The 23,254-nt window shown below is 72.2% G+C and carries 24 protein-coding genes and 3 tRNA genes; 12 read left to right on the forward strand and 15 right to left on the reverse strand.

All coding sequences use genetic code 11. From position 1 onward, the window contains the following. Nucleotides 1-25: 25 nt before the first annotated feature. Both VFZ92_RS11080 and VFZ92_RS11085 read right to left on the reverse strand, forming a co-directional pair. The gene (locus VFZ92_RS11080) at nucleotides 26-1,888 is read right to left on the reverse strand and encodes a hypothetical protein (protein WP_330875759.1); all 1,863 of its coding nucleotides are present in this window, start codon (nucleotides 1,886-1,888) and stop codon (nucleotides 26-28) included. Further along, on the reverse strand, nucleotides 1,888-2,298 hold the full coding sequence (locus VFZ92_RS11085; RefSeq protein ID WP_330875760.1) for a PPOX class F420-dependent oxidoreductase: 411 nt from the start codon (nucleotides 2,296-2,298) through the stop codon (nucleotides 1,888-1,890). Before VFZ92_RS11085 ends, VFZ92_RS11080 begins: the two co-directional genes overlap by 1 nt. Before the next feature lie 52 nt (nucleotides 2,299-2,350). On the opposite strand from VFZ92_RS11085, the gene VFZ92_RS11090 reads away from it, so the two are divergent. After that, nucleotides 2,351-3,232, forward strand: coding sequence for an oxygenase MpaB family protein (locus VFZ92_RS11090; protein ID WP_330875761.1), 882 nt, complete (start codon nucleotides 2,351-2,353; stop codon nucleotides 3,230-3,232). A gap of 142 nt (nucleotides 3,233-3,374) precedes the next feature. After that, on the forward strand, nucleotides 3,375-4,193 hold the full coding sequence (locus VFZ92_RS11095; protein WP_330875762.1) for a glutamate ABC transporter substrate-binding protein: 819 nt from the start codon (nucleotides 3,375-3,377) through the stop codon (nucleotides 4,191-4,193). Between the two features lie 150 nt (nucleotides 4,194-4,343). Here the strand turns inward: VFZ92_RS11095 and VFZ92_RS11100 are convergent, their stop codons facing one another. Further along, nucleotides 4,344-5,519: a L,D-transpeptidase gene (locus VFZ92_RS11100; RefSeq protein ID WP_330875763.1), complete on the reverse strand. Its 1,176-nt coding sequence runs from the start codon at nucleotides 5,517-5,519 to the stop codon at nucleotides 4,344-4,346. Nucleotides 5,520-5,905: 386 nt separating this feature from the next. Here VFZ92_RS11100 and VFZ92_RS11105 point away from each other — a divergent pair, with 386 nt between their 5' ends. Then, entirely contained in the window at nucleotides 5,906-6,109 is a 204-nt protein-coding gene (locus VFZ92_RS11105) for a cold-shock protein (RefSeq protein ID WP_106186934.1), read from the forward strand. An 84-nt stretch (nucleotides 6,110-6,193) separates the two neighbouring features. On the opposite strand, the gene VFZ92_RS11110 is transcribed toward VFZ92_RS11105, so the two are convergent. The 4 genes from VFZ92_RS11110 to VFZ92_RS11125 form a co-directional block, all read right to left on the reverse strand. Next, on the reverse strand, nucleotides 6,194-6,523 hold the full coding sequence (locus tag VFZ92_RS11110; protein ID WP_330875764.1) for a hypothetical protein: 330 nt from the start codon (nucleotides 6,521-6,523) through the stop codon (nucleotides 6,194-6,196). A 210-nt stretch (nucleotides 6,524-6,733) separates the two neighbouring features. Further along, a complete protein-coding gene (locus VFZ92_RS11115; RefSeq protein ID WP_330875765.1) occupies nucleotides 6,734-8,974 on the reverse strand; it encodes a heavy metal translocating P-type ATPase in 2,241 nt (746 codons plus the stop codon). A gap of 7 nt (nucleotides 8,975-8,981) precedes the next feature. Beyond that, a complete protein-coding gene (locus tag VFZ92_RS11120) occupies nucleotides 8,982-9,191 on the reverse strand; it encodes a heavy-metal-associated domain-containing protein (protein WP_330875766.1) in 210 nt (69 codons plus the stop codon). A 130-nt stretch (nucleotides 9,192-9,321) separates the two neighbouring features. After that, nucleotides 9,322-9,549, reverse strand: a complete 228-nt coding sequence (locus VFZ92_RS11125; protein WP_330875767.1) for a hypothetical protein — start codon at nucleotides 9,547-9,549, stop codon at nucleotides 9,322-9,324. A gap of 151 nt (nucleotides 9,550-9,700) precedes the next feature. On the opposite strand from VFZ92_RS11125, the gene VFZ92_RS11130 reads away from it, so the two are divergent. From VFZ92_RS11130 to VFZ92_RS11145, 4 genes are all read left to right on the forward strand, one after another. Further along, nucleotides 9,701-9,946, forward strand: coding sequence for a hypothetical protein (locus VFZ92_RS11130; RefSeq protein WP_330875768.1), 246 nt, complete (start codon nucleotides 9,701-9,703; stop codon nucleotides 9,944-9,946). 189 nt (nucleotides 9,947-10,135) lie between these two features. Next, nucleotides 10,136-10,208, forward strand: a tRNA-Glu gene (locus VFZ92_RS11135). A gap of 54 nt (nucleotides 10,209-10,262) precedes the next feature. Then, nucleotides 10,263-10,336, forward strand: a tRNA-Asp gene (locus VFZ92_RS11140). A gap of 31 nt (nucleotides 10,337-10,367) precedes the next feature. After that, nucleotides 10,368-10,441, forward strand: a tRNA-Phe gene (locus VFZ92_RS11145). A gap of 173 nt (nucleotides 10,442-10,614) precedes the next feature. Here the strand turns inward: VFZ92_RS11145 and VFZ92_RS11150 are convergent. Next, nucleotides 10,615-11,340, reverse strand: coding sequence for a protein phosphatase 2C domain-containing protein (locus tag VFZ92_RS11150; RefSeq protein ID WP_330875769.1), 726 nt, complete (start codon nucleotides 11,338-11,340; stop codon nucleotides 10,615-10,617). 62 nt (nucleotides 11,341-11,402) lie between these two features. On the opposite strand from VFZ92_RS11150, the gene VFZ92_RS11155 reads away from it, so the two are divergent. Both VFZ92_RS11155 and VFZ92_RS11160 read left to right on the forward strand, forming a co-directional pair. Further along, nucleotides 11,403-11,615, forward strand: coding sequence for a helix-turn-helix domain-containing protein (locus VFZ92_RS11155; protein WP_330875770.1), 213 nt, complete (start codon nucleotides 11,403-11,405; stop codon nucleotides 11,613-11,615). Next, nucleotides 11,615-12,148: a Clp protease N-terminal domain-containing protein gene (locus tag VFZ92_RS11160; RefSeq protein WP_330875771.1), complete on the forward strand. Its 534-nt coding sequence runs from the start codon at nucleotides 11,615-11,617 to the stop codon at nucleotides 12,146-12,148. The genes VFZ92_RS11155 and VFZ92_RS11160 overlap by 1 nt, the downstream gene beginning before the upstream one ends. On the opposite strand, the gene VFZ92_RS11165 is transcribed toward VFZ92_RS11160, so the two are convergent. Then, on the reverse strand, nucleotides 12,120-12,782 hold the full coding sequence (locus VFZ92_RS11165; protein WP_414719863.1) for a YczE/YyaS/YitT family protein: 663 nt from the start codon (nucleotides 12,780-12,782) through the stop codon (nucleotides 12,120-12,122). The genes VFZ92_RS11160 and VFZ92_RS11165 overlap by 29 nt on opposite strands. Nucleotides 12,783-12,835: 53 nt before the next feature. Here VFZ92_RS11165 and VFZ92_RS11170 point away from each other — a divergent pair, with 53 nt between their 5' ends. Then, the gene (locus VFZ92_RS11170; RefSeq protein WP_330875773.1) at nucleotides 12,836-14,296 is read left to right on the forward strand and encodes a PLP-dependent aminotransferase family protein; all 1,461 of its coding nucleotides are present in this window, start codon (nucleotides 12,836-12,838) and stop codon (nucleotides 14,294-14,296) included. Nucleotides 14,297-14,682: 386 nt separating this feature from the next. Here VFZ92_RS11170 and VFZ92_RS11175 read toward each other — a convergent pair whose 3' ends face one another. Next, the gene (locus tag VFZ92_RS11175) at nucleotides 14,683-15,600 is read right to left on the reverse strand and encodes a hypothetical protein (RefSeq protein ID WP_330875774.1); all 918 of its coding nucleotides are present in this window, start codon (nucleotides 15,598-15,600) and stop codon (nucleotides 14,683-14,685) included. Nucleotides 15,601-15,846: 246 nt separating this feature from the next. Here VFZ92_RS11175 and VFZ92_RS11180 point away from each other — a divergent pair, with 246 nt between their 5' ends. After that, nucleotides 15,847-16,977, forward strand: a complete 1,131-nt coding sequence (locus VFZ92_RS11180; protein WP_330875775.1) for a S8/S53 family peptidase — start codon at nucleotides 15,847-15,849, stop codon at nucleotides 16,975-16,977. On the opposite strand, the gene VFZ92_RS11185 is transcribed toward VFZ92_RS11180, so the two are convergent. The 4 genes from VFZ92_RS11185 to VFZ92_RS11200 all read right to left on the reverse strand — a co-directional run bounded on the left by VFZ92_RS11185 (nucleotide 16,955) and on the right by VFZ92_RS11200 (nucleotide 21,417). After that, nucleotides 16,955-19,024 carry a CHAT domain-containing protein gene (locus tag VFZ92_RS11185; RefSeq protein ID WP_330875776.1) on the reverse strand — a complete coding sequence of 690 codons (2,070 nt, stop codon included), beginning with the start codon at nucleotides 19,022-19,024 and terminating at the stop codon, nucleotides 16,955-16,957. The two genes, VFZ92_RS11180 and VFZ92_RS11185, sit on opposite strands and share 23 nt — an antisense overlap. Then, nucleotides 19,021-19,467 (reverse strand): hypothetical protein, encoded by a 447-nt coding sequence (locus VFZ92_RS11190; RefSeq protein ID WP_330875777.1) that lies wholly within the window; start codon nucleotides 19,465-19,467, stop codon nucleotides 19,021-19,023. Before VFZ92_RS11190 ends, VFZ92_RS11185 begins: the two co-directional genes overlap by 4 nt. Beyond that, complete coding sequence (locus VFZ92_RS11195; RefSeq protein WP_330875778.1) at nucleotides 19,464-20,012, reverse strand: sigma-70 family RNA polymerase sigma factor; 549 nt, start codon at nucleotides 20,010-20,012, stop codon at nucleotides 19,464-19,466. The genes VFZ92_RS11190 and VFZ92_RS11195 overlap by 4 nt, the downstream gene beginning before the upstream one ends. Nucleotides 20,013-20,244: 232 nt before the next feature. Continuing rightward, nucleotides 20,245-21,417: a pyridoxal phosphate-dependent aminotransferase gene (locus VFZ92_RS11200; RefSeq protein WP_330875779.1), complete on the reverse strand. Its 1,173-nt coding sequence runs from the start codon at nucleotides 21,415-21,417 to the stop codon at nucleotides 20,245-20,247. 29 nt (nucleotides 21,418-21,446) lie between these two features. On the opposite strand from VFZ92_RS11200, the gene VFZ92_RS11205 reads away from it, so the two are divergent. Next, nucleotides 21,447-22,700 (forward strand): DUF445 domain-containing protein, encoded by a 1,254-nt coding sequence (locus tag VFZ92_RS11205; RefSeq protein WP_414719864.1) that lies wholly within the window; start codon nucleotides 21,447-21,449, stop codon nucleotides 22,698-22,700. Here VFZ92_RS11205 and VFZ92_RS11210 read toward each other — a convergent pair. After that, entirely contained in the window at nucleotides 22,697-23,227 is a 531-nt protein-coding gene (locus VFZ92_RS11210) for a CGNR zinc finger domain-containing protein (protein ID WP_330875780.1), read from the reverse strand. The genes VFZ92_RS11205 and VFZ92_RS11210 overlap by 4 nt on opposite strands. Nucleotides 23,228-23,254 lie beyond the last annotated feature (27 nt).

The raw sequence follows: 23,254 nt of genomic DNA on the forward strand, positions 1-23,254 counted from the left end.
CGAGACCCGGCGGGGGACGGCCGCACTAGGCCCAGGGCTGGTAGGCGAAGACCGGGGCGTGGTCCGGCCGGACCTCGCCCCAGTTCGGGCTGCCGGGCGGCAACGAGTGGTGCTCGGCCTCGCGCAGCCGCGGTCGGAGGCGTGCCCAGTCACCCAGCGCCGCCAGCGCGATCACCGCGCAGACCGCTCCGGGGACGAGCGCGGCGGCCAGAGGCAGCAGCAGGAACGCGAACCCGCCCGCGACGGCGGCGAGGCCCAGCCGCCAGCCGATGCCGTTCTTCCGCAGCCCCAGCTTCACGATGCCGCCGTCGGTCTTGGCCACCGCCCACGCGCGCAGCCGGTACCAGCCCGCGAGGTCCAGGTGGTCTGGTGGAGCGGGCGCGGCGGTCGCCGCCCGTGCCGTGACCAGCGCCGCGACGAGCCGCAGCTCGCCGGTGGCCATGAGCCACTGCTGGCGGCCCGCCACGATCCGCAGCCAGGGCGAGTCGAAGACGGGGGTGCGGTACCCGCCGGGGGACTGCCACTCCCCGGCCTCCGGCGCCGCTCGCACACCGCACTGCACCAGCGTGACGTCGGCCAGCCACAGCGCGTACGGCAGCACGCCCTTGGCGTCCGCCTCGCGCACCAGCCGGTCCCGCTGGACGTGCAGCCGCTCACCGGTCCGGAGCGCGAAGGGCACCTCGACCGCGCTGCCACCCAGGTCGGTGCCGCGCCAGTTCGTGAACACCGCCCCCGCGAGCCGCCCGAGCACCGGGCACAGCACGAGGGGCAGCGCGAGCAGCCACTCCTGCTGGGTGGCCAGCCACATCAAGGCCAGCGGTACCGGCAGGAACGCCACCCGGCCCCAGACCCGCGGAACGCGCAGGTTGAGCAGCCACACCACGACCGCCACCCCCGTCCACGCCAGGAAACCCGCGGTGGCGCCGGTCGCCAGCAGCACCGCGAGCGGGAGTCCGGCGGTGCCGATGAGGGCCAGCGGCGCGGCGATGAGCCACCGGGCCACCAGTCCCGGTCCGGTCGGCAGCGGGTCGTCCGGTCCGCGGGTCGGGTGGACCGCCGGTCCCACCGGCTCCGGTGCGGGCAGCACCTCGGGGACGTGGGCGTCCAGCTCCCGCTCCGGACCGGCCACGCGCGACGCAGGCGCCCGCCCCGTCCGGACGCGGATCAGCTCGGCGAACTTCGCTGGATCCTCCACCGGCAGCACCTGGTCGGTGGTGCCGAACCGCACGACGGCCACCTCGCCCGAGGGCACCGACTGGCTCGGACCGTTGCGCAGGACGGCCCACGGGGCCTCCCCCGGCACCGCCGAGCGCACGGTGGCGGCCGTGATGTCGTTGAGCGGCAAGGTCTTCCACGGCACCCGGCCGCGCTTCTGGCCGGGGGCGAGCAGCATCGGCTCGCCCGCGGCCCGCTGGACCCAGACCTCCACGGCCCGGTCGGTCACGACCACGGAGTCGGTGTTGGCGGAGGCCTTCTCGACCGCTCGGAGCGGGAAGTTCACCTGGTACGGCGAGGTGCCGAGCACCTCGGCGGGTCGAGCGAGCAGCGCGCGCCCGGCGAGCCACGCGAACAGCGTGGGCGGGAGCCACAGCGCCAGGTAGACGACCAGGTTCAGCGCCGGGTGGAACTCGGTCGGCCGCAGGTGCACCACGATCGCCGCCGTGGCGCCCAGCGCCTGCACGGCGGCGACGGCCAGCGACACCACCGACCAGCGGTGCGGCCGGTAGCGGTACCTGGAGGCCGCCCAGGCCAGACCGAGCAGCGGCACCACGGCCGCCACCGCCGGGACGAGCGCGTCCGACCCCTCCGTCGCGAGCAGCGGCAGCGGGAGCGCGGCGTAGAGCAGGTGGACCGCGAGCGCGATCCCCAGCAGGACCCTGGCGGCCATCAGCCCGTCCGGTCCGGTCCGGCGCGGTGCAGTTCCACGCGCACCAGCACGCGCTGCTCGGCGATCATGGCCGCCCGGTACTCGTCCCAGTCCGGGTGTTCGCCCGAGACCTGCCGGTAGTACTCGACCAGTCCGTCCATCGCCTCGGGCAGCGGCACGACCTCCGCGGTGCCGTCGACCTGGATCCAGGTGCCGAAGAACTCGTCGGGCAGCACGCACAGCCACACGCGGGGGTCGTTGCGGAGCTGCCGCGCCTTGTACGCGGTCTCGCGGGTGCTCACCAGCACGCGCCCCTGCTCGTCGACGGCCACCAGCACGGGCGACATCTGCGGGGTGCCGTCCGAGCGCACGGCCGCGAGGACCGCCCGGTGCTGCGTGCGGATGACGTCCCGCGCCTGATCCAGATCCATGGGGGACATCATGTCGTGACGCAGAGGCGTGCGCCTGTGACACGATGAAATCGTGGCGACACCGAATTCGGTGACCTGGCAGCTCCACGCCGATCCGGCGATGTGGGTGGCGGGGATCTCCAGCCTCTACCTCCAGGCGCTGCACCCGCGCGCGGCCGCTGGTGTCGTGCAGAACTCGAACTTCCAGCAGGACCCGCTGGGCCGGTTGTCGCGGACGGCGAGCTTCGTGGGCGTGTCGACCTACGGCACCGCCGAGGAGGTCGAGACCGCCGCGGCCGGGGTGCGCTCGGTGCACCGGTCGCTGCGGGGGCGCGACCCGGAGACCGGCGCGGCGTTCCGGGTCGACGACCCGGAGCTGCTGCGCTGGGTGCACTGCGCCGAGGTGCACTCGTTCCTCGCGGTCGTGCGCCGGGCCGGGTACCGGCTCACCGACGAGCAGGCCGACCTCTACCTGACCGAGCAGCGCGCGAGCGCGACGCTCGTCGGGCTGCACGCCGACGAGGTGCCGGGGTCGGTGGCGGACATGGCCGACTACCTGCGCGAGGTCCGGCCGGAGCTGCGCCGGTCCGCGGACGCCGACGTGGTCTACCGCTTCCTGCACCGGCCTCCGGTGCGCGGCGCGCTGCGCCGGGGACTGGGTGTCTACGAGCCCGTCCTCGGCCACCTGGCGTACTCGCTGCTGCCGGGGTGGGCCGTGGAGCTGTACGGGCACCGGCCCTACTCCGCGGCGAGGGCGACGGCGCTGCTGCGGGTCCTGCGCGGCACCGCGAAGGCCGTGCCGGGGCTGCTGCGGTGGCGCGTGCCGAGCGGGCACGTGAACCGGGCCGTCCACCGGCTCGGGTGGTCCGCGTACCCCCGGCGAGCACTGCTGCCACAGGGATTTGTCCGACGTCACAGCCGTTCATCACCCGAACGGCCTAGTGAAACGTCGTAGTGCGACGCGCGTCGCATAGGGCTGCCTTATCCCGTACGTAGCATGGGAAACGCGAATCCCGAGGTCGGGTCGATGGCGACCGCTCCCGCACACCCCCGGATGACGCCCTGCCCGCACGGTTCGAAGAAAGGTTCTCCAGCGCATGCTGTTGCGTCGAATGCTGCCCATCGCCGTCTCGGTGGCCTTGCTCGCCGGGTGCGGAGGTCCTGCCGAGGACTCCCTGGAGGGGAGGGCCGACAGCGGCTCGCTGACCATCGGGATCCGCTTCGACCAGCCGGGACTCGCCCAGCGGCGGATCGACGGCAAGTTCGTCGGCTTCGACGTCGACGTGGCCAAGTTCATCGCGGCCGACCTGGGGGTGGACGAGAAGAGGATCTCCTGGGTCGAGGCGCGGTCGGCCGACCGCGAAAAGATGATCATGTCAGGTGCGGTCGACTTCGTCGTCGCCACCTACTCGATCACCGACAAGCGCAAGCAGCAGGTGGCCTTCGCGGGCCCCTACTTCGAGACCGGCCAGGGCGTGCTCGTCCGGTACACCGACGACGAGATCACCGGGCCGGACAAGCTCAACGGCAAGAACCTGTGCTCCGTCTCGAACTCCACGTCGGCGCAGAAGGTCGTGGACGAGTTCGCGCAGGGAGTGAGGCTGGTGGAGTACGGCCAGTACTCCGACTGCGTCACCGCGCTGCTGGCGGGCAACGTGGACGCGGTCACCACCGACGAGGTCATCCTCGCGGGCTTCGCCGCGGCGAACCCGGAGCTGCTCAAGGTGGTCGGTCCCAAGTTCAGCACCGAGAAGTACGGCGTCGGCCTGCCCAAGGACGACGTGCAGGGCCGCGCGAAGGTCAACGGCGCCATCGACAAGATGATCAGCTCAGGCGAGTGGACCAGGTCCTTCGAACGCAACATCGGCCAGTCGGGCATCGAGGTCCCGGACCCGCCGAGGATCACCGAGCAGTAACCGCACGAGCAGGATCAACGGCCCTGGGCGAACTCCTGCACGATCTGCCTGCCGGCCACGACGCGAGGCCGCGTCGGCACGTCGAACTTCGATTTTTTCGACGTGCCGACCGAGAGCGGCCGAGCCGGAGTCTGCGGAGCAGCGACAGTGCTACGGAGCCCCCTTCGCCAGCCACGCGTTCCAGTCGAGGGTCCAGTCGAAGTAGGTGCGGTCCTCCTCCGAGAGCGCGACGCTCGACCCGACCACGTTCACCGGGTCGCCGGGGATGACCTCGTCGTAGTACAGCTTGGCGTTCTCCGGGGCCAGGTTCGCGCAGCCGTGCGACACGTTCTCGTTGCCCTGCGCGTACCGGGAGCCCTCGTACCCGTGCACGTACTCGCCGTTGTAGGAGATCTGCACGCCCCACGGGACCTTGACGTTCTCGTAGTTGTACCGCTGGTTGGTCATCGACACCTCGGGCGACTTCGAGATGACCACGTGGATGCCGCTGCGGCTGACGCGGCCGGGGTCGGACTCCAGGCCGTAGCTGGCCGGGAAGTCGAAGAGCTGCTGCCCGTCCTTGGTGACGACGAACCGGTGGGTCTGCGTGTCGGCGGTCGCGATCAGCGCGCGGCCGATCGTGAAGTGCACGCTGACGTCCTGGCTGCCGTAGGCGCCGTCGCCGTGCGGGACCCCGTAGAGGTTCGCGTTCACCTCCACGGTGGTGCCGGGCGTCCAGTACGCCTTGGGCCGCCAGTGCACCTCGGTGTCGCTCAGCCACGCCCACGCGCCCTCGGTGGGCACGGACGTCTCGATCTTCAACGCCTTCTGCACGCTCGCCCGGTCCGCCACGGGGGCGGAGAACTCGACCGCGACCGGCATCGCGACGCCGTAGGTCTGGTCGTCGCCGACGTTCAGACTGCCGCTGATCTGCCGCGCGGGCGTCACGGTCGTGAACGCGCCGGTGATCGTCGCTTCCTCGCCGTCCTTGCCGACGGCGGTCCCCGTCCAGGTGTACGTCTTGCCGTACCCGAGCGGCTCGCTGACGACCCAGCTCGTGCCGTCGGCGGAGGGCGCCCCCGCGACCTGCTTGCCCTCGGCGTTGGTCAGCGCGACGGACACGAGCTCGCCCTCGGTCACCGCGACCTGGACCGGTCCGGCCGGGCTCACGCCCTCGCTGCCGTTGGCGGGTGTCGTGCTGACCGCCATCGGGGCCCGCACCGCGACGTTCGTCGCCTGCTGCTCGACCGGGGCCGGGCTCGCGGACTCCCCTCCGCTGCCGCACCCCGCCACGAGCACCCCGACGGCCAGTGCCACCGCTGCCGCGAAACCCTTGCTCAACCCCACTGCTCCCCCTTGAACCACGCTCGACGTGGACTGTGACGTGTCGCGGACCAGGGGCGTTGTCCCGAGTCGAAGGTGATACCGGTCACAGGGGTCCTGGTGGGGTGTCGATCACCGCAAGATCGGTCCCGAGGCGTTCACCGGGCCGTTCGGGGAGGCTCGGGAAGCGCTTCCAGCGCGTCCGGTTTGATCGCTCCGACCTGTAGTCTTGAGCGCTCCCAAGCGATACCCTGGCCTCGCAGGCCGTGGTTTCTGTGTTCGTGTCTCACGCTCGCGGAACAGCACGCGGGCGGACCCTCTTCTCGTTGAGGCAAGCGGAGGAGATGCCCCCGGGACGGCCGGGGGTTGCATGGTGCAACCTCAAGCTTTCCTGCGATGGAGGCAGGTACATGGCACAGGGCACTGTCAAGTGGTTCAACTCCGAAAAGGGCTTCGGCTTCATCGCCCAGGACAACGGCGGCGCTGACGTCTTCGTCCACTACTCGGAGATCCAGGGCAACGGCTTCCGCTCCCTGGACGAGAACCAGCGCGTCGAGTTCGAGGTCGGTCAGGGGCAGAAGGGCCCGCAGGCCCAGAACGTCCGGGCCATCTGAGTCGGTCCCACCAACGAGAGCGGCCCCACCGGGTTCTGCACCGGTGGGGCCGCTCTCGTCTGTTCGGGGTCGTCGTCGGGCGGGTCAGAAGCCGCGCTGGCGGGCTTCCCACTGCAACCGCTGCATGACCCACTCGGTGGCGAGGGCCTGCGGGGACGTCTGGCGCTCGGCGGCCAGTTCCTTGAGCTGCTCGTTGTCCATCAGCGTCAGGCGGAGCTGGTAGACCTGCGCGGTGCCGAAGCTGGTGCCGCCCGCGGTGGTCTCGGTATCCGCGGTCTCCGGCGCCAGGGCGGCGAGGTAGGACGTCAGCTCGTCATCGGTGTCGACCTCGGGAGCCAGGTCGCCCTCCGCCACTTCTTGCTGGGGCGGACGATGACGGCCGGACTTCGAACGACCAAGGGACGGTAGGGGCACCGGACAAGGGTAACGGTTGGATTGCGGCGGCCACAGAAGTGTGACTCCGGTCACCTGGCGCTCCTGCTCGTCCGCGTGGAGAGGCCCCCGCGCCAGGGGGAGGAACGCGGGGGCCGGAGGGGATCTCCACAGGTGCTGACCGGGGGTGTGTCAGCAAATCGGATTGTTGCACGCGCACTGTGTTCCGGGGAGGGGGTAAAGCCGAATTCTTCAGCGAGCGCGCGAACGGAACCGCTTCAGCCTCAAGCTGTTCGTGACGACGAACAGGCTGGAGAAAGCCATCGCGGCCCCCGCGAGCATGGGGTTCAGCAATCCCAGCGCCGCCAACGGCAAACCGGCAACGTTGTAGGCGAACGCCCAGAAAAGATTTCCCTTGACGATGCCGAGGGTCCTGCGGGACAACCGGATCGCGTCGGCGACCACCAGGAGGTCCCCGCGCACCAGCGTCAGGTCGCCCGCCTCGATCGCCGCGTCGCTGCCGGTCCCCATCGCCAGGCCCAGGTCCGCCGCCGCCAGCGCGGGGGCGTCGTTGACGCCGTCCCCGACCACGGCCACGACCCGACCGCGGGCCTGGAGCTCCCGGACCGCGTCGACCTTCTCCGACGGCAGCGCGCCGGCGACCACGTCCGCCGCGTCGATGCCGACCTCCGCCGCGACCGCCCCGGCCACCACGGCGTTGTCCCCGGTCAGCAGCACCGGCCGCAGGCCGAGCGCCCGCAGCTCGCGGACCGCGGCGGCGCTGGTCGGCTTCACCGCGTCCGTCACCGCCAGCAGCCCGTGCGCCTCGCCGTCCACGGCGACCGCGACGACCGTGCGACCCGCCCGTTCCGCCGCCGCCGCGGCTCCCCGCAGGTCCTCGGGCAGCTCCACGCCGAGTTCGGCCAGCAGCCGGGGCCTGCCGACGACGACCTCGCGGCCGTCCAGCTCCGCCGTCACACCGAGGCCCTCGCGGTTGCGGAAGGCGGTGACGGCGGGCGGTTCGCCTACCTCGGCGCCCGCGCCGCGCACGATCGCACCGGCGACCGGGTGCTCCGACGGGTGCTCCGCGGCCCCGGCGACCCGCAGCAGGTCCGCCCGCTCGACCCCGGCGGCCGGGACCACGTCGACCAGCGTCAGCTTGCCGGTGGTCACGGTGCCCGTCTTGTCCAGCAAGACGGTGTCGACGCGCCGGGTCGACTCCAGCACCTCGGGGCCCCTCACCAGGATGCCGAGCTGCGCGCCCCGGCCCGTGCCGACCAGCAGCGCCGTCGGCGTCGCCAGGCCGAGCGCGCACGGGCAGGCGATGACCAGCACGGCCACCGCGGCCGTGACCGCGAACTCGACCGGCCGCCCGACCAGCAGCCAGGTCGCGAGCGTCGCCAGCGCGATGCCCAGCACCACCGGCACGAACACCGACGAGACGCGGTCGGCCAGCCGCTGCACCTCGGCCTTGCCCGTCTGCGCCTGCTCCACGAGCGACGCCATCCTGGCCAGCTGGGTGTCCGCCCCGACCCTCGTGGCCCGCACGACCAGCCTGCCGCCCGCGTTGACCGTCCCGCCGACGACGTCGTCGCCCGCGCCGACCTCGACCGGCACCGACTCGCCGGTCACCGTCGAGCGGTCGACCGCCGAGCTGCCGTCGACGACCACGCCGTCCGTCGCGATCCGCTCGCCTGGCCGGACCACGAAGCGCTCGTCCACCCGCAGCGACTCCACGGGGACCCGCACCTCGACGCCGCCCCGCAGGACCGCGACCTCCTTGGCCCCCACCGCGAGCAGCGCCCGCAGGGCGGCGCCCGCGCTGCGCTTGGACCGCGCTTCGAGCCAGCGGCCCAGCAGCAGGAACACGGTCACGCCGACCGCGACCTCCAGGTAGACGTCACCGGAGGTCGACGGCCGCGGCACGAGGCTGAACTCGTGGACCATGCCGATCACCCCGGCGGAGCCGAGGACCAGCGCGTGGACCGACCACAGGTAGGCCACGGCCACGCCCATCGACACCAGCGTGTCCATGGTGCTCGCGCCGTGGCGCAGGTTCACCGCGGCGGCCCGGTGGAACGGCCAGCCGCACACCCACACCACCGTGCTCGCCAGCGCGAGCGAAAGCCACTGCCACGCCGGGAACTGGAACGCCGGGACCATCGACAGCACGACGACCGGCAGCCCCAGGAACACCGCGACGGCCAGGCGGAGCCCGAGGTCGTCGCCGTGCTCGCCGCTCGCCCCCTCGGTCCGCTCGGGGCTCGGCGGCGTGGCCTCGTAGCCCGCCGCCTCGACCGTGGAGACCAGGTCCTCGACGCGCATCCCGGCCGGGAACGCCACGCTCGCCCTCCCGGTGGCGTAGTTGACCGAGGCGGTCACGCCGTCGAGCTTGTTGAGCTTGCGCTCGATCCGGTTCGCGCAGGACGCGCACGTCATGCCGCCGATGGCCAGCTCGACGCGGTCGTGGGGCCTGGACTCCGTGGTCGTCATGGCTCGATCAGCCCGCCAGCTGGTAGCCGGCCTCGGTCACCGCGGCCTCCACCTCGGCCCGGCCCAGCTCGCGCTCGCTGGTCACGGTGACCGCGCCGCTGTCGAGGACGACCGAGACGTCGGTGACGCCGTCCAGCTCGGTGAGCTCCTCGGTGACCGAGCTGACGCAGTGGCCGCAGGTCATCCCGGAGACGGTGAAGGTGGCGGTGACGGACATGACCGTTGTCCTCTCGATCGTGGGCAGTGAGACCAGAATACCCCCAGGGGGTAACCCTGAAACAGGGTGCGGCTGGTCACTGCGGGGGTGTCCGTGGTGCTCGGGGAGCGCTCGGCGTGACCGGGTGAGTCTACTGTGGAGGGTCGACCCGACCCTCGAAGAGATCCATCTCGCCCTCGATGCGGGACACGAGCTGGTCCAGCCCGTCCAGCATCTCGTCGAGCTTGCTCATCCGGTCGTTCATCAGGGCTTCGACATCCGCCTCCATGTCCGCCATCGACAGACTCGCCAAGATCGCCTGCGGGTCCATCGGGGAAGAGTTCGACGCGGACTCGGGGTCCGGCTCCACCTCAGTCATACGTCCATCCTTCCTCGCCCGTTCACGGTCGGTTCCGCGCGGGCACCTACTGGGAGTGACACTCAGTCGCGAGCGAATCACTCTCCGGGGGGCTGCGGTGCCCGACCGAGGTCGCTTAGCCTCGCGCCAACCTCAAGTCGGGGAGGGTGTCATGAGCGGGTCCCTTGAAGTCCGCCAGTTCCTGTGGACGCAGGACGACGGTTTGTCGCGGCAGGCAGCGGGCGGAGTCCCCGCCCAACGAACCGGAGAGCCGTCGAGGATCTCCGACGATCAAGTCCACCGAGCACGGCTGGCGGTGGCCCGCGGCGCCACGGGCGCCGAGGACTGCCGCCTCCTGCTCGACATGCTCGGCCTGTCGCCGGGCGAGGACGGAGGGCCCACGCCCGTCCAGCGGTAGTGGAAGCGGACCTCCGACGGGTGTGTCGGCACCCGTCGGAGCCGATTTCCGCAGATCAGACCTAAAGTAGGACCCCCGTTTTGGAGTAATGGGCACTCGTGTCCTATGCTTACGGAGCTTCCAACGGACAGCGGTTGGAGGGCCCGAGACAGAGGGTGGCCCACACAAGGGCTGCCGGAAGTTGCAAGGGTCCCCATCGTCTAGCGGCCTAGGACCCCGCCCTTTCAAGGCGGTAGCACGGGTTCGAATCCCGTTGGGGGCACGTGTTAGGCTAGGAAAAGTGACAAGCTAGACTGCACGAAATGCACGAGAGCAAGGCCCAGTGGCGCAGTTGGTTAGCGCGTCGCCCTGTCACGGCGAAGGTCGCGGGTTCGAGTCCCGTCTGGGTCGCTATAGCGTTCGGTCATCCCGGCCGCTACATGGCCAGGTAGCTCAGTTGGTACGAGCGACCGCCTGAAAAGCGGTAGGTCGGCGGTTCGACCCCGCCCCTGGCCATTCGACATCGAAAAATCCCCGTCTGCGGAAATCGCAGGCGGGGATTTCTCATTCTGCGCGTCCCTGGGGCTCCCGTCCCAGGCCCCGAGGCAGGGAGGACTTCGCCCCGCACCCCCGGTGGTTCGCGGTGATTCGTGCGTGCCGGTTTCTTTGTGGTGTTGATCACTGCTGTTTTATTCGGTGAAGTTGATTAGGGCTAGGGCCTGGTCGTCGTGGGTTTTGGTTCTCGGCCACCTGGTGTGGTTCGGGTCTGAGAGTTCTGCGGCCCTGATGCGGTCGAGAACCGCTTCCGGGCCTTTTTCGGTGATGAGGTCCAGGACCGATTGCCAGGTGTCGAAGATTTGGTAGTCGTCCACCGCGCACGAGACGCCGTCGGTGGCGATGATCACTTTTTCCACGGCCGACCTGGGCAGGGTTTTGCGTTTTGCCTGGTGAGCCGCTCGCGGGTCTGCTTCGGCCACCCAGTAGCCGTTCGGGCGGTTGCGCAGGAGCGGGACCCGGCTCGCGGTGATGGGACGCAGCGCCGCCAGGCGTGTGTCGGCGATCACCTCCGTGGTCCTGCCGAAGGTGATGATCGGGCTGTCCGCGAGGACGAGGGTGTCGACCTCGGTCCCCGTCCACCTGGCGATGGCCACGGTGCTGGCCGGGGAGTCGCCGGGGACCAGGCCGTGGCGGGTGGTGACGCGGTTGATCGCCGCGGCCAGCAGGTCCGCCAGGTCGCCGCCGCTCGCCAGCAGGTCCACGAGTTCTTCGCCGAGCGTCTGGGCGTACCAGGCGCCGTTGTTGTCCGGAGGTCTGGTCGAGGTGACGCCGTCCAGGACGACCACCGCGTTGGCGGTGGTGAAGACGCGGTCCTCCGTCGGTCGGCCGGGTGCGGCGCGTTCGGCTGTGCGGATCACTCGAACACCGTATGCGTCAACCTGGGTTGACAAAGGCCCGAATGTCAACTTAGGTTGACGCCATGACGAAGGCTACGGAGTTGGCCTCGGCAGCGGGTGATCAGGATCCGAGGGTCGGGTTGCGGGCCGTCAGCGCGTTGCGGCGGTTGTTGGAGCAGCTCGAAGCCGTTCAGGTCCGGAACGCGCGGGTGCGGGGTTGGTCATGGCAGGAGATCGCGGCTGAGCTGGGGGTCACCCGGCAGGCGGTGCACAAGAAGCACGGAGGGCGGGGCTGATGCTCGGGGAGCGGTTCACGAAACAGGCCCGGCGAGCGGTGCTCGACGCGGCGAAGGAGGCGGAGCGCGAGTCCGTCCCCGAGGTCGGTCGGACGCACATGCTGCTGGCGCTGCTGGGGTCGCCGGTGCTCGCCGGGTTCGACCTGTCGCGCGAGGAGATCGAGGGGGCGTTCCGCACCGCTCGGCGCAAGGGCGGGCTGAGCGAGGCCGACGCGGCGGCGTTGCGCGGGCTCGGGATCGACGTCGACCAGATCGTCGACAGCATCGAGCGCTCGTTGGGCGAGGGTGCGTTGGCGACCACGAAGACGCGCCGGAAGCGGTGGCTGTTCGGGGAGCACCGGCCGTTCGAGCCCGCGTTGAAGAAGACGCTGGAGCGCAGCCTCGTGGAGGCCAGGGACCTGGGGCACCACTACCTCGGCAACGAGCACCTGGTGCTCGCGCTGCTGGCGGGCGGTGGGCTCGTCGCCGAGGTGTTGGAGGCTCGCGGGGTGACCTACGCGGAGGTCAGGAAGCTGGTCGCGGCTCAGGGCTGACCTCGACCCAGGTCAGCCGGGGCAGGAACGCCTGGGTGAGCGGGCCGATCGCCACGGCGTAGAGGACGGTGCCGATGCCCAGGGTGCCGCCCAGCAGCCAGCCGCCGGTCAGCACCCCCAGTTCGATCACGGTGCGCACCAGCCGGAGCGAGGTGCCGGTGCGGGCGCAGAACCCCGTGGTCAGGCCGTCCCTCGGGCCGGGGCCGAGGCGGGCGCCGATGTAGATCGCGGCGGCCAGCGCGTTGAGGACGATGCCCGAGGTCAGCAGCGCGATCCGCGGGAGCGGTTCCACCGGCGCGGGCAGCACCGCGAGCGTGACGTCGACGGCCACGCCGATCAGCACCACGTTGGCGACGGTGCCGACGCCGGGACGTTGTCTGAGCGGGATCCAGCAGAGCAGGACCAGGGCTCCGACGACGACCGTGACCGTGCCGAAGCTGAGGCCGGTGCGCTTGGTCAGGCCCTCGTGCAGGACGTCCCACGGGGCCAGGCCGAGCGCACCGCGGATCTGGAGCGCCATCGACGCGCCGTAGAGCCAGAGGCCGACGGCCAGCTGGGGCAGGCGGCGAGCGGGGGAGACCGTCACCGGTGCGGACGTGAGCGCGGCGAGACGAGGGGAGGCCATGTGGCCCATCCTGCGGCTTGATTGGCCTTGTATTCCAGGGCCAATCGACAATAATTGGCCTCATGGACCAGGCAATCCCGCTAGGTGGACGCATATCCGGGCAGCGGTTAGCCCAGTTGCTGGGCGACTGGCGTCGGAGAGGGGTCCGGCAGGGCACCGCAGACCTGGCCGCGGGGATCCGGATGCTGGTGCTGGAGGGCCAGTTGCCCGCGGGCACCCGGCTGCCCGCCGAGCGCGAGATCGCCGAGGTGCTGCCGGTGAGCCGGACGATGGTCACGGCGGCGCTGGACCAGCTCCGAGAGGAGGGCGTCGTGGCCAGCCGCCGGGGCGCGGGCTCGTGGATCACGCTGCCGACCGGTGCGCTGAACCCGGTGGCGGACCTGGTGCCGTCGAGCCGCGGCCTGATCGACCTGGCGCGGGCCGCGCCACCGGCCGTGCCCGCCGTGGCCGCGGCGATGGAGGCCGTGCGGCTGCGGATGCCCGAACACCTGGCCGGTCACGGCTACCACGAGCACGGGGTGCCCGACCTGCGGCGGGTGATCGCGGACCGGTACACCGCACGGGGTTTGCCGACCTCGCCGGACCACATCGTCGTCACCAGCGGCGCCCAGCACGCCATCGGGCTGGCCCTGCGGCTGTTCACCGGACCCGGCGACCGCGTGCTGGTCGAGCAGCCCAGCTACCCCAACGCGCTGGACGCCATCCGATCCGCTTCGGCGATCCCCGTGCCGGTGCCGCTCCTGCCCGACGGGTGGGACCTCGCGGGCATCGAGGCCGCGGTGCGGCAGGCCGCGCCGCGGGTCGCCTACCTGGTGCTGGACTTCCACAACCCGACCGGGCACCGGTTGGACGAGCTGGGCCGGGCCAGGCTCGGGGCCCTGCTGAGGCGGGCCCGCACGCCCGTGATCGTCGACGAGTCGCTGGTCGACCTCGACCTGGACGGCGACCCGGCCGACGCGCCGCTGCCGATGGCCGCCTTCGCGGACGAGCTGGTGGTGACCGTCGGTGCGGTGAGCAAGTCGCTCTGGGGCGGACTGCGGATCGGGTGGATCCGGGCGCGGCCGGACGTCGTGCACCGGCTCGTGTCGGCGCGCACCGCGATCGACCTCGGCACGCCGGTGTTCGAGCAACTGGTGACGGCCGAGCTGCTCGCCGACCCCGAGCCCGCGCTGCGCGCCCGCCGCGCCGAGCTGGCCGTGCAGCGGGACGCGCTGGTCGACGGCTTGCGCGAGCACTGCGGGGGGTGGACGTTCCGGCGGCCGTCCGGCGGGCTCGTCCTGTGGTGCGAGCTGGACGCGCCGATCAGCACGCGGATCGCGGTCGTGGCGCAGAGCCACGGGATGCGGTTGGTGCCGGGGGCGAGGTTCGCGGCGCAGGGAGGGCTGGAGCGGTGGCTGCGGCTGCCGTACGCGCTGCCGACGGACGTCCTGCGCGACGCGGCTCGGCGGCTGGGGTCGGTGGCCGCGCTGGTCGCGGGGTCCGCGACGGCGATGGACGGCGACCTGGCCGTTCCGGTGGCCTGAGGAGGGGCCGGGGTCGAGGTCCCCGCCGCGTCAGCGGCGGCGGGGACCGACCGGCGCCTGCCAGCCGGGCTTCCAGCACAGCCCCTCGATGTGCCGGGATGCCGGTGGAGGTTCCCGTGGACCTGCGGTGGGGGACGTTCGGGGCGGAACGTCCCCCACCGCAGGTTCGGGGTGAGGCCCTGGTGTCGCGGGGCAGTGCGGCACCTGGGCCATCCCGACCTGCTGGGGCGCGGTCGGCAGGTCGGGAAGCCTGGGCGGACGTGCTGTCGCTGCGGCGCGAACGCCGGGGACACGCACGACCTGGGTGCGACTAGGGGAGGAATACGGCCACGGGACCGGGACGAGCACCGGTCAACGGGCGTGCTGAGGGCACACTCGTGCCCTGGTCAGTCTGGTGAGGAACTCGGCAGACCCTGGACGCTGCCGGGGGTTCGACCGTCGTCGCGCCGCGCGGCGGTCCACAGGGACGGCCGGTGCAGCGCGGTCTGGGCGGTCGTCACGGCGAGGCCGCCACGGGCGCCGCCGGAGTTGTCGTGGGCGCTGGACGACGCCGTGGGCGCCGTCGGGGCCTGAGCGGGCTGGGGCGTGGGAGTGGGCGCGGCGGGCCGCGGCGTCTCCCACTCCAGGCCGCTCGCCGCCGGGACGTCCTCGACCTCGGCGACGGGGGCTGACACGTGGATCTCGGGGACGTCCCACCGCGGTGCCTCGTCGACGACGGCGGCGGCGACCACCTCGGCCGCCACGGGGGCGACCACCTCGACCGGCACCGGCGGAGGTGTGGCGGCGGCGAGCTTCGCGGCCGCCTTGGCGGTGACCTTCGCCGTGTACAGCTCCTCCGGCATCGAGTTCGAGACCGTGCCCGAGCGCTCGGTGTGGTTGCTGATGACGCCGCCCGAGTAGACCAGCGACACGCCACCGGAGAACTCCTCGTCCTCCTCCGGCTCCGCCGCCTGCTCGTGCTCCGCCCCGTGCTCCTGCTCCGGTCTGGCGACACCCGGCGCGTGCTCCACCGGTACGCGCACGGGGGAGAGGGACTGGAGTTCGACGGGCGCGGTCGTGAGCGTCGCCGTCCACTGCTCGCGGATGCCCGCCACCTCGGCCTGCGTGTCCTCAGCGGACTCGTGGTGCTCGGCGATGACCGCGTGCACGTACTCGGAGATGCTCGACGCGTCCGGCACGTGGTCGACCGGACTGGCGGAGGCGACGGCGCCGCCGAACAGCCAGGCCGCCGCCGTGAGCCCGCCGACGGCGAGGGCCCGCACCAGCAGAGACCCGGTGCTGCGCACCGCATCTGCTCCTGCCACGGAAATCACCACCGTTCCGGGTCACCGCGAACACCGCCGGCTTTCGGGGCTGGCACTGTGCTATGTCTAGCACTGGTGACGCCGTTTTCGAACGTTATCCGGCGGAACCACTCGGAAGGGCTGCGCGGTGCGGCTGTCCGGGTAGTCGCTGAGGCGGGTGAACACTTTCCGTCGCTGTTCACGAGTTCGGGTGATGAGTTCCGCTGTCCGCTGTGGACTGTCCCGGCGTCGGCGATGGTGTCCACCGTGGACTACGAACTTTCGGGAAGTGCGCAGGTCACTTCGCTTGAGGAGCTGGTCGGCGGGTGGCGGTCCGAACGGCCGGACCTCGTCCTGCACGACGCGGGCGGCCCCGCCGAGTGCTTGGTCCGTTCGGGCGAACTCGTGGTCTTCCCGGACGAACTGCCACGCGTGGTGGACCGGATCGGCCGCTGGATCGACCGGGTCGACGAGGCCGCGGGCCTGGGCGTGGTGCGCGTCCGGCTGCGCCCCGCCGAGCGCGGCCAGTGCGTCCGGATCGCGCGGGACCACGGCTGCGCGCCCAACAACGTCCACGTCGGCAGCCCGATCATGATCGGCACCGCCCGGCCGGTGCCGGTCGGGGCGGAGCCGCCGAGGCCGCCGCGCCACGAGCGCTGGGACGTCACCGCCGCCGTCCTGGACACCGGTCTCGACCCGCACCCGTGGTTCGCGGGCAGGCGCTGGTTCTTCGAGTGGGGTCACTCGCCGGAGGTGCTCGACGCCGACGGTCGCGCGGGCCAGGACCGCCAGGCCGGGCACGGCACGTTCGTCGCGGGTGTTCTCCTCCAGCACGCGCCCGGCGTCGTCGTCCGCCACCACCGCGTGCTCTCCTCGCTCGGCCTGACCGACGACGTCACCGTCGCCACCGGCCTCCGGCGGCTCCGCGCGCAGGCCGCTGAGCACGGGGAACGCCTGCACGTCGTCGTGCTCACGGCGGGCTGCCACACGGCCGGTGACGAGTGCCCGCCGCTGCTGCGCAGCGAGATCAGCGCGTTCCCCGACGTCGCCGTCGTGGCTGCGGCGGGCAACGGCGGCACGTCCCGCCCCCACTGGCCCGCCGCGCTGCCGGACGTGCTCGCCGTGGGCGCGGACGCCTCCTTCTCCAACCGAGGGCCGTGGGTCGACGCCGTCGCGCCCGGCGTGGACGTGGTCAGCAGCCACGTGCGGCTGCGGCCGGGGCGCGGGGCGCCCGAGGGCACGGAGACCAGGGAGTACGGGTTCGCGAGGTGGAGCGGCACGTCGTTCGCGGCACCGCGCGTCGCGGCCCGCGTGGCGTGCCTGGTCCGCGACGGTCGGACCCCGCGCGAGGCCGCTGCCGTGGCGGCCGAGGAGTTCAGCCCGGCCCGGAGCAGCTGAACGAGCGGTCGTCGTGGAGCAGTCGGGCCTCGGCCAGCGCGGTGGCCGGGTCGAGGCCCGCGCGGAGTCCGGCGTGGACGGTCGTCATGAACGCGGGGGTGCGGTCGTCCGGGACGGCCAGGGTGCTGGCGATGACGGCTCCGGCGCCGCGGTCGAGGAACGCGGTGGCGAGGCCGGAGTCGCACGAGGACAGGACGACGATCCCCGGTGGACGCCGAAGCCTGGCCAGGTCGTGGATGTGCAAGTCGCCGTCCGCGAGTTGCAGCGAGGAGAACAATCCTCGCGCCCGGCCGTGCGCGGCGACGTGGACGACGTCGACGCCGTCCATCGCCCGCAGCGCGGCGTCCACCGTGGCCGATCGGCCGGTGAGCAGCGTGCCGCCGTGGGCGCGGTGCAGGGTGGACACCTCCTCGGTCGCGTGGGTCAGCTCCGGGCCCGCGATCCACGCACCCGTGCGCGGTGGGGCGCCCGACCTCGCCGGAGCGCCGTCCAGGGAGAACGGGCGGCCCCGGTAGGACGGGAGGGCGGCCCACGGGAGGCCAGCCGGTGAGCCGGTGATGGTGATCGGCCCGTCGCCGGTCGGGGGCAGGAGGGCGTCGAGCGCGGCGGCGGCCAGCTCCGCCGCGGTGTCGCGACCGGACTCCAGCGCCAGGCGGAGGGCGCTGGTGCGGTGGTCGAGCGGCGCCAGCCGGTGGAGGCGGGCGCGGCCTGCGACCACCGTGACGGCGTGCAGGACGCCGTCGTGCTCGGTGAAGGCCAGCCGGGTGGTGCGCGCGGCGGGTCTGGGCGGGGTCGGGCGGGTGGTCAGCGCTCGCCTGCGGATCTCCCGCTCCAGAGCGACCACGCGGTCGTGGTCGGCCCTCGCCCTGGCCAGCCTGAGTTCGGCGGAGTGCTCCGTGGTGGGGGCGACGGGTGCGACCCGGCGCGTCCAGCGGAGCACGGACCTGGCGTCGCCGCCCATCAGGGCGTGGCGCAGGGCGATGTCCCGGAGTTCGGTGCCCGGCCAGGTGGTCGGGTCGACGAGGGCGAGGCCCGCCCGGCACGCCGTGGCGGCCTCCCGGCGGGTGGAGGCTCGACGGGCGGTGTCGAGCAGGCCGAGCGCCCGCAGCCGGGCGGTGCCGCGCCGGACGTCGAGCGGGAGGCCCGCGGCGAGGCGGAGTTCGGCGGCGTCCTCGTGCCTGCCCCGGCGGTCGCACTCGGTGGCCGTGCGCCGGACCGCCGGGCGTTCGCCCGCCGCCAGCCGCGCCCGCAGCGACACCGACCTGGCCACCCAGCCGCCCACCTGGTCGGCCAGCACCCGAGCCTGCCGGAGGTCGCCGTCCGCCAACGCGCACCGGGCCGCGAGCAGGACCGCGTCCGGGAGCCGGGAACCCCGGTCGCACCGGTCCAGCAGGCTGATCGCCGGGGTGAGCACGGATCTCGCCTCGCGCACCAGGCCCGCGGCCAGCAGCGCCTCGGCGCGGTCGATCAGCGCTTCCGGGCGGTGCGCGACCGTGAGCCCGTCGTGCGCCGCCTGCTCGTAGTGGCGCAGCGCGGTGGGCAGGTCGCCTGCCACCATCGCCACGAAACCCCTGTTGTGCAGGCACATCGCGGCCCGGTCCGGTTCGCCGATGGCGAGCAGCGTTCTCCGGGCGGCGGTGAAGTCGGCGTCCGCCTCCGCGAGCCGGAGGGAGTGGGCGCGGGCGATGCCGCGGCCCACCAGGGCGTTGGCGAGCCACCGGGGGTCGTCGTGGCGCTTCAGGTCGCGGATGACCCCGGTGAGGTGCGCGGCGGCCAACCCCGGATCGGCGGTCTGGCAGAGGTGCAGTCCCTGGAGGCAGCGCGCGCGGGCCAGGTCGTTGCCGCGGAGGTGGGGGAACGCCCTGGTGAGGTGGCTCGTGCTGGCCTTCGGCCTGCCCCGGTCCAGTTCGATCCAGGCCAGGGTGAGGTGGAACCGGGCCCGCTCGTGGTCGGTGGTCGCTCGCCGCAGGCCTTCGCGGGCCAGTGCTCGCGCTCGGGGGAGGTGGCCGCGTTCCACCTCCTCCAGGCACTCGGCGTGGAGGGTCACTGGACGAACCAGCCGGTGCTGAGGTCCGGCAGGCCGGGTTGGCTGATCACGAACCGGAGCGGACCGGTGGGGAGCAGGTCGGCCTGGAACCAGCCGACGTCGTCGATGTCGCCCGCGGTTCCGCCGTGCGGCCACGTCACGTGGACCGTGCCTCCCCGCGGTGGGTGGACCAGGCCCAGCGCTCGGACGCCGCGGTCGTCGACGGTGTCCAGGCGGAGGTCCACGGTGGTGCCGTCCCCTTCGTGGCCGAGGTGGAGGGTGCGGGACGGTCCGGCGCCGCGGGTGTTCGGCGGGGTCGCCACGGCGGAGTCGGCGAGCCAGGTGAGCGGCACGAGGTCGGCGGGAGGTCGGAACAGCGCGGCCTCGGCGAGGTGGGGCGGGACCGGGTCCACCTGGTCCAGGACGGCCGCCAGGGCGTCCAGCAGGTCGCGGTCGGTGCTCACACGCCCACCTCCGCGCCGACGCGGCGGCGCAGGACGGCGAGGCAGCGGCTGCGGGTCGAGCCCAGGCTGTTGACGGGCATCCCCAGCGCCTCGGCCACGTCCTGGTAGGTCAGGTCGGGTGCGTAGGCGATCAGGCGGAGGATGTCGCGGCACTGGTCGGTGAGGCCCGAGAACGCGCGCCACAGCTTCACCGCCTGCTCGTCGGCCAGGACGAGCTCCTCGGGGCTGGGGAAGTCCGGTTCCGGCGGGCCCCAGAGGTCCACCGGGAGTTCCCGGCCCCGGACCTTGCGGACGCGCAGCGCCTCGTGCCTGGCGGTGGTGATCAGCCAGCCGGAGAGCTTCGCGGGCGTGCGGATGTGGTGGAGGTTCTCGGCCAGGGCGAGCCACGTGTACTGGCAGACGTCGGCGGCGTCGGCGTCGCGGAGGCCCGCGGACCTGGCGGTGGACCAGAGGAGGGGGAGGTGGCGGCCGACTATCTCCCGCCAGGCGGATTCGTCGTGGAGCTTGGCTCGGGACACCAGTTCGGCGTTCGTCAGGTCGTGCATGGCGGGTTGGAAGACCGATGGTCCAGTTCGGCTCCGATACTCGCTCGATCGTGTGGTGTTTTTGTGGGGCTGGGTGGCTGAGTTGGTGGGTGGGTGGCGGGGGGAGTCTGGGTGTCGCCCTGGTTGCGTGCTTCCGGTCAGGTGGTGGCGGGGTGCTCGCTTCCGCTCGGGTGGTGGCGGGGTGCTCGCCTTCCGGTCGGCTGAAGGGCTTGGTGCTGCTGGTGGTGGTTCGCTAGTTGGTCAGTTTGTGCAGGCGGCGCAGTGCCTCGTCCAGGACCTCGTCCTTCTTGCAGAACGCGAACCTGACCAGGTGTTGCCACTGCTCCGGGTGGTCGGTGAAGACCTGCACCGGCACCCCGGCCACGCCGATGCGTTCCGGTAGGGCGCGGCAGAGTTCGGCGCCGTCGGTGAAGCCGAGCGGGCGGACGTCGGCGGTGATGAAGTAGGTGCCCTCGCTCGGGCGGACCGCGAAGCCCGCTTCCGCCAAGCCCTCGGAGAGGCGGGAGCGCTTGGCCGCCAGGTCGGTGCGGAGGGTTTCCACCCAGGGCATCTCGTGCCGCAGGGCGTGGGCGACGGCTGGTTGGAACGGGGCCCCGCCCACGAAGGTGATGAACTGCTTCGCGGCGCGGACGGCCGCCACCAGTTCCGGGGTCGAGCAGACCCAGCCGATCTTCCAGCCGGTGCAGTTGAACGTCTTGCCCGCGCTGGAGATGGTCACGGTGCGGTCCGCCATGCCCGGCAGGGTGGCCAGCGGGACGTGCTCGTGGGTGTCGAAGACCAGGTGCTCGTAGACCTCGTCGGTGATGGCCAGCAGGTCGTGCTCCACGCAGAGGGCGGCCACCTCCTGGAGTTCCGCCCTGGTGAAGACCGTGCCGGTCGGGTTGTGGGGTGTGTTGACGAGCACAGCCCTGGTCTTCGGGCCGATCGCCTCGCGCAGGCCCGCGACGTCCAGGCCGAAGCGGCCGGTCAGCGGGTCCTCGATCAGGCCGACGGTGCGCCTGGTGGCACCCGCCAGCGCGACCGAGGCGGCGTAGGAGTCGTAGTACGGCTCGAACAGGACCACCTCGTCACCCGGCTCCACCAGTGCCAGGAGGGTGGCCGCGATGGCCTCGGTCGCACCCACCGTGACCAGCACTTCCGTGTCCGGGTCGTAGGTGGTCCCGTACCGGGTGCGGTGCTCGGCGACGGCCTGCCGCAGCGCCGGTGTGCCGGGGCCGGGCGGGTACTGGTTGAGGCCGCCGTCGATCGCCGCCTTGGCCGCTTCGAGCATGCCCACCGGGCCGTCGGTGTCCGGGAAACCCTGGCCCAGGTTCACCGCACCGGTTCGTTGGGCCAGGGCCGTCATCTCCGCGAAGATCGTCGAGGTGAACGGCCGCAATCTGGGGACTAGCGCTGGTACCCGCACAACGTCGAATCTTCACGGACAATGGTGCGGTGGAGCAACTGACGGCAGCCGACCAGGTCAAGCGGCGAGACCTGCGCAGGATGAAACTCGTCGCCACGGGGTTCTTCGTCGCGGCGACGGTGGTGTTCCTCGTCGCGCTGTTCCTGGAGGGCGACGGGGACGCGTGGAGCTACGTGCGCGCCGCCGCCGAGGCGGGCATGGTGGGCGCGCTGGCCGACTGGTTCGCGGTGACGGCGCTGTTCCGGAGGCCGCTGGGGCTCCCGATCCCGCACACGGCGATCATCCCGACCCGCAAGGACACGTTCGGCGACGCGCTCGGCGACTTCGTCGGCACGAACTTCCTGGCCGAGGACGTGGTGCGCGACAAGCTGCGTCGGGTCGACATCAGCAGGCGGGTCGGGACGTGGCTGGTGCAGCCGGTCAACGCCGAGCGGGTCACGTCCGAGCTGGCGAACGTCGTCAAGGGCGCCGTGACCGTGCTGCGCGACGAGGACGTGCAGGCGGTGATCGACCAGGGGATCGTGCGGCGGCTGGTCGACAAGCCGTGGGGGCCGCCGCTGGGCAAGCTGCTCGGGCAGGTGCTGACCGACGGGGCGCACCACAGGTTCGTCGACCTGGTGATCGACCGGACCTACGACTGGGTGCACGACAACCACGACAAGGTCGTGCAGGTCGTGGCCGAGCGGGCGCCGACGTGGTCGCCGAAGTTCGTCGACTCGCTGCTGGGCGACAAGGCGTACACGGAGCTGCTGAACTTCGCCTGGGCCGTGAAGACCGACCTCAACCACCCGATGCGGCTGGCGCTCGACCAGTTCATGATCGAGTTCGCGCACGACCTCCAGCACGACCCGGCGACGATGGAGCGGGCCGAGCTGGTCAAGAACCAGCTCGTCGAGCACCCGGACGTGCAGCACTTCATCGGGTCCGCGTGGGGCGCGGCGAAGAAGATGCTGCTCGACGCCGCCGAGGACCCGTCCAGCGAGCTGCGCAGACGAGTGCGTGAAGGCCTGGAGTCGTTCGGGCGGCGGCTCTCGGACGACGACGCCATGCGCGAGAAGGTCGACGGCTGGCTGGAGGGCGCGGCGGCGTACGTCGTGTCGAACTACCGGGCCGAGATCACCACCCTGATCACCGACACGGTCGAGCGGTGGGACGCCGTGGAGACCTCGCGCAAGATCGAGTTGCAGGTCGGCCGCGATCTCCAGTTCATCCGCATCAACGGCACCGTCGTCGGCGCCCTGGCAGGCCTGGTGATCTACACCGTCGGCCAGCTCGTCACCTAGGAGGCGCTCAGGGCTCTGGTGCGCTCGCGCCAGAGCCTCGCCTTCTCGCGGTTCCCGCACACCTGCATCGAGCACCACGTCCGGGAGCGGTTGCGGGATCGGTCGAAGAACGCGGCTTGGCAGCTCTCCGCCTGGCACACCTTCAACCGTTCCCACGACCCCAGCAGGGCGACCCGCGCCGCCGCCGCGAGCACGGCGCCGAGCGCGTCCGTGGTCGCGATCATCGGCACGCCCTGGCTCAGCTCGATCCGGACGGTGCCGGAGAACGGCTTCGCCGCGGCGCGCTCACCGAGGGCGGACCGGAGCGCCACGCGGGCCGAACGGACCTTCGCGAGGTCGTCCACGTGGCCCAGTCCTCTTTCGGTGACCCACGCCCGCCACGAGGCCGCGTCGTCCAACACGTCGGTGCCGAGTTCGAGGTCTCGGGTGTTGAGGAAGGCGAGCAGCAGTTCGACATCGTGTTCCGCATCGCCGGCTCGATCGTGCGCGAAGCTCGCGTGATCCCAGCCGGCTGCCAGACCAGTCACCTCTCCACTGTAGCCGGCAACCCGGCC

The sequence above is a fragment of the Umezawaea sp. genome, from assembly GCF_036375055.1.
Classification (GTDB): domain Bacteria; phylum Actinomycetota; class Actinomycetes; order Mycobacteriales; family Pseudonocardiaceae; genus Umezawaea.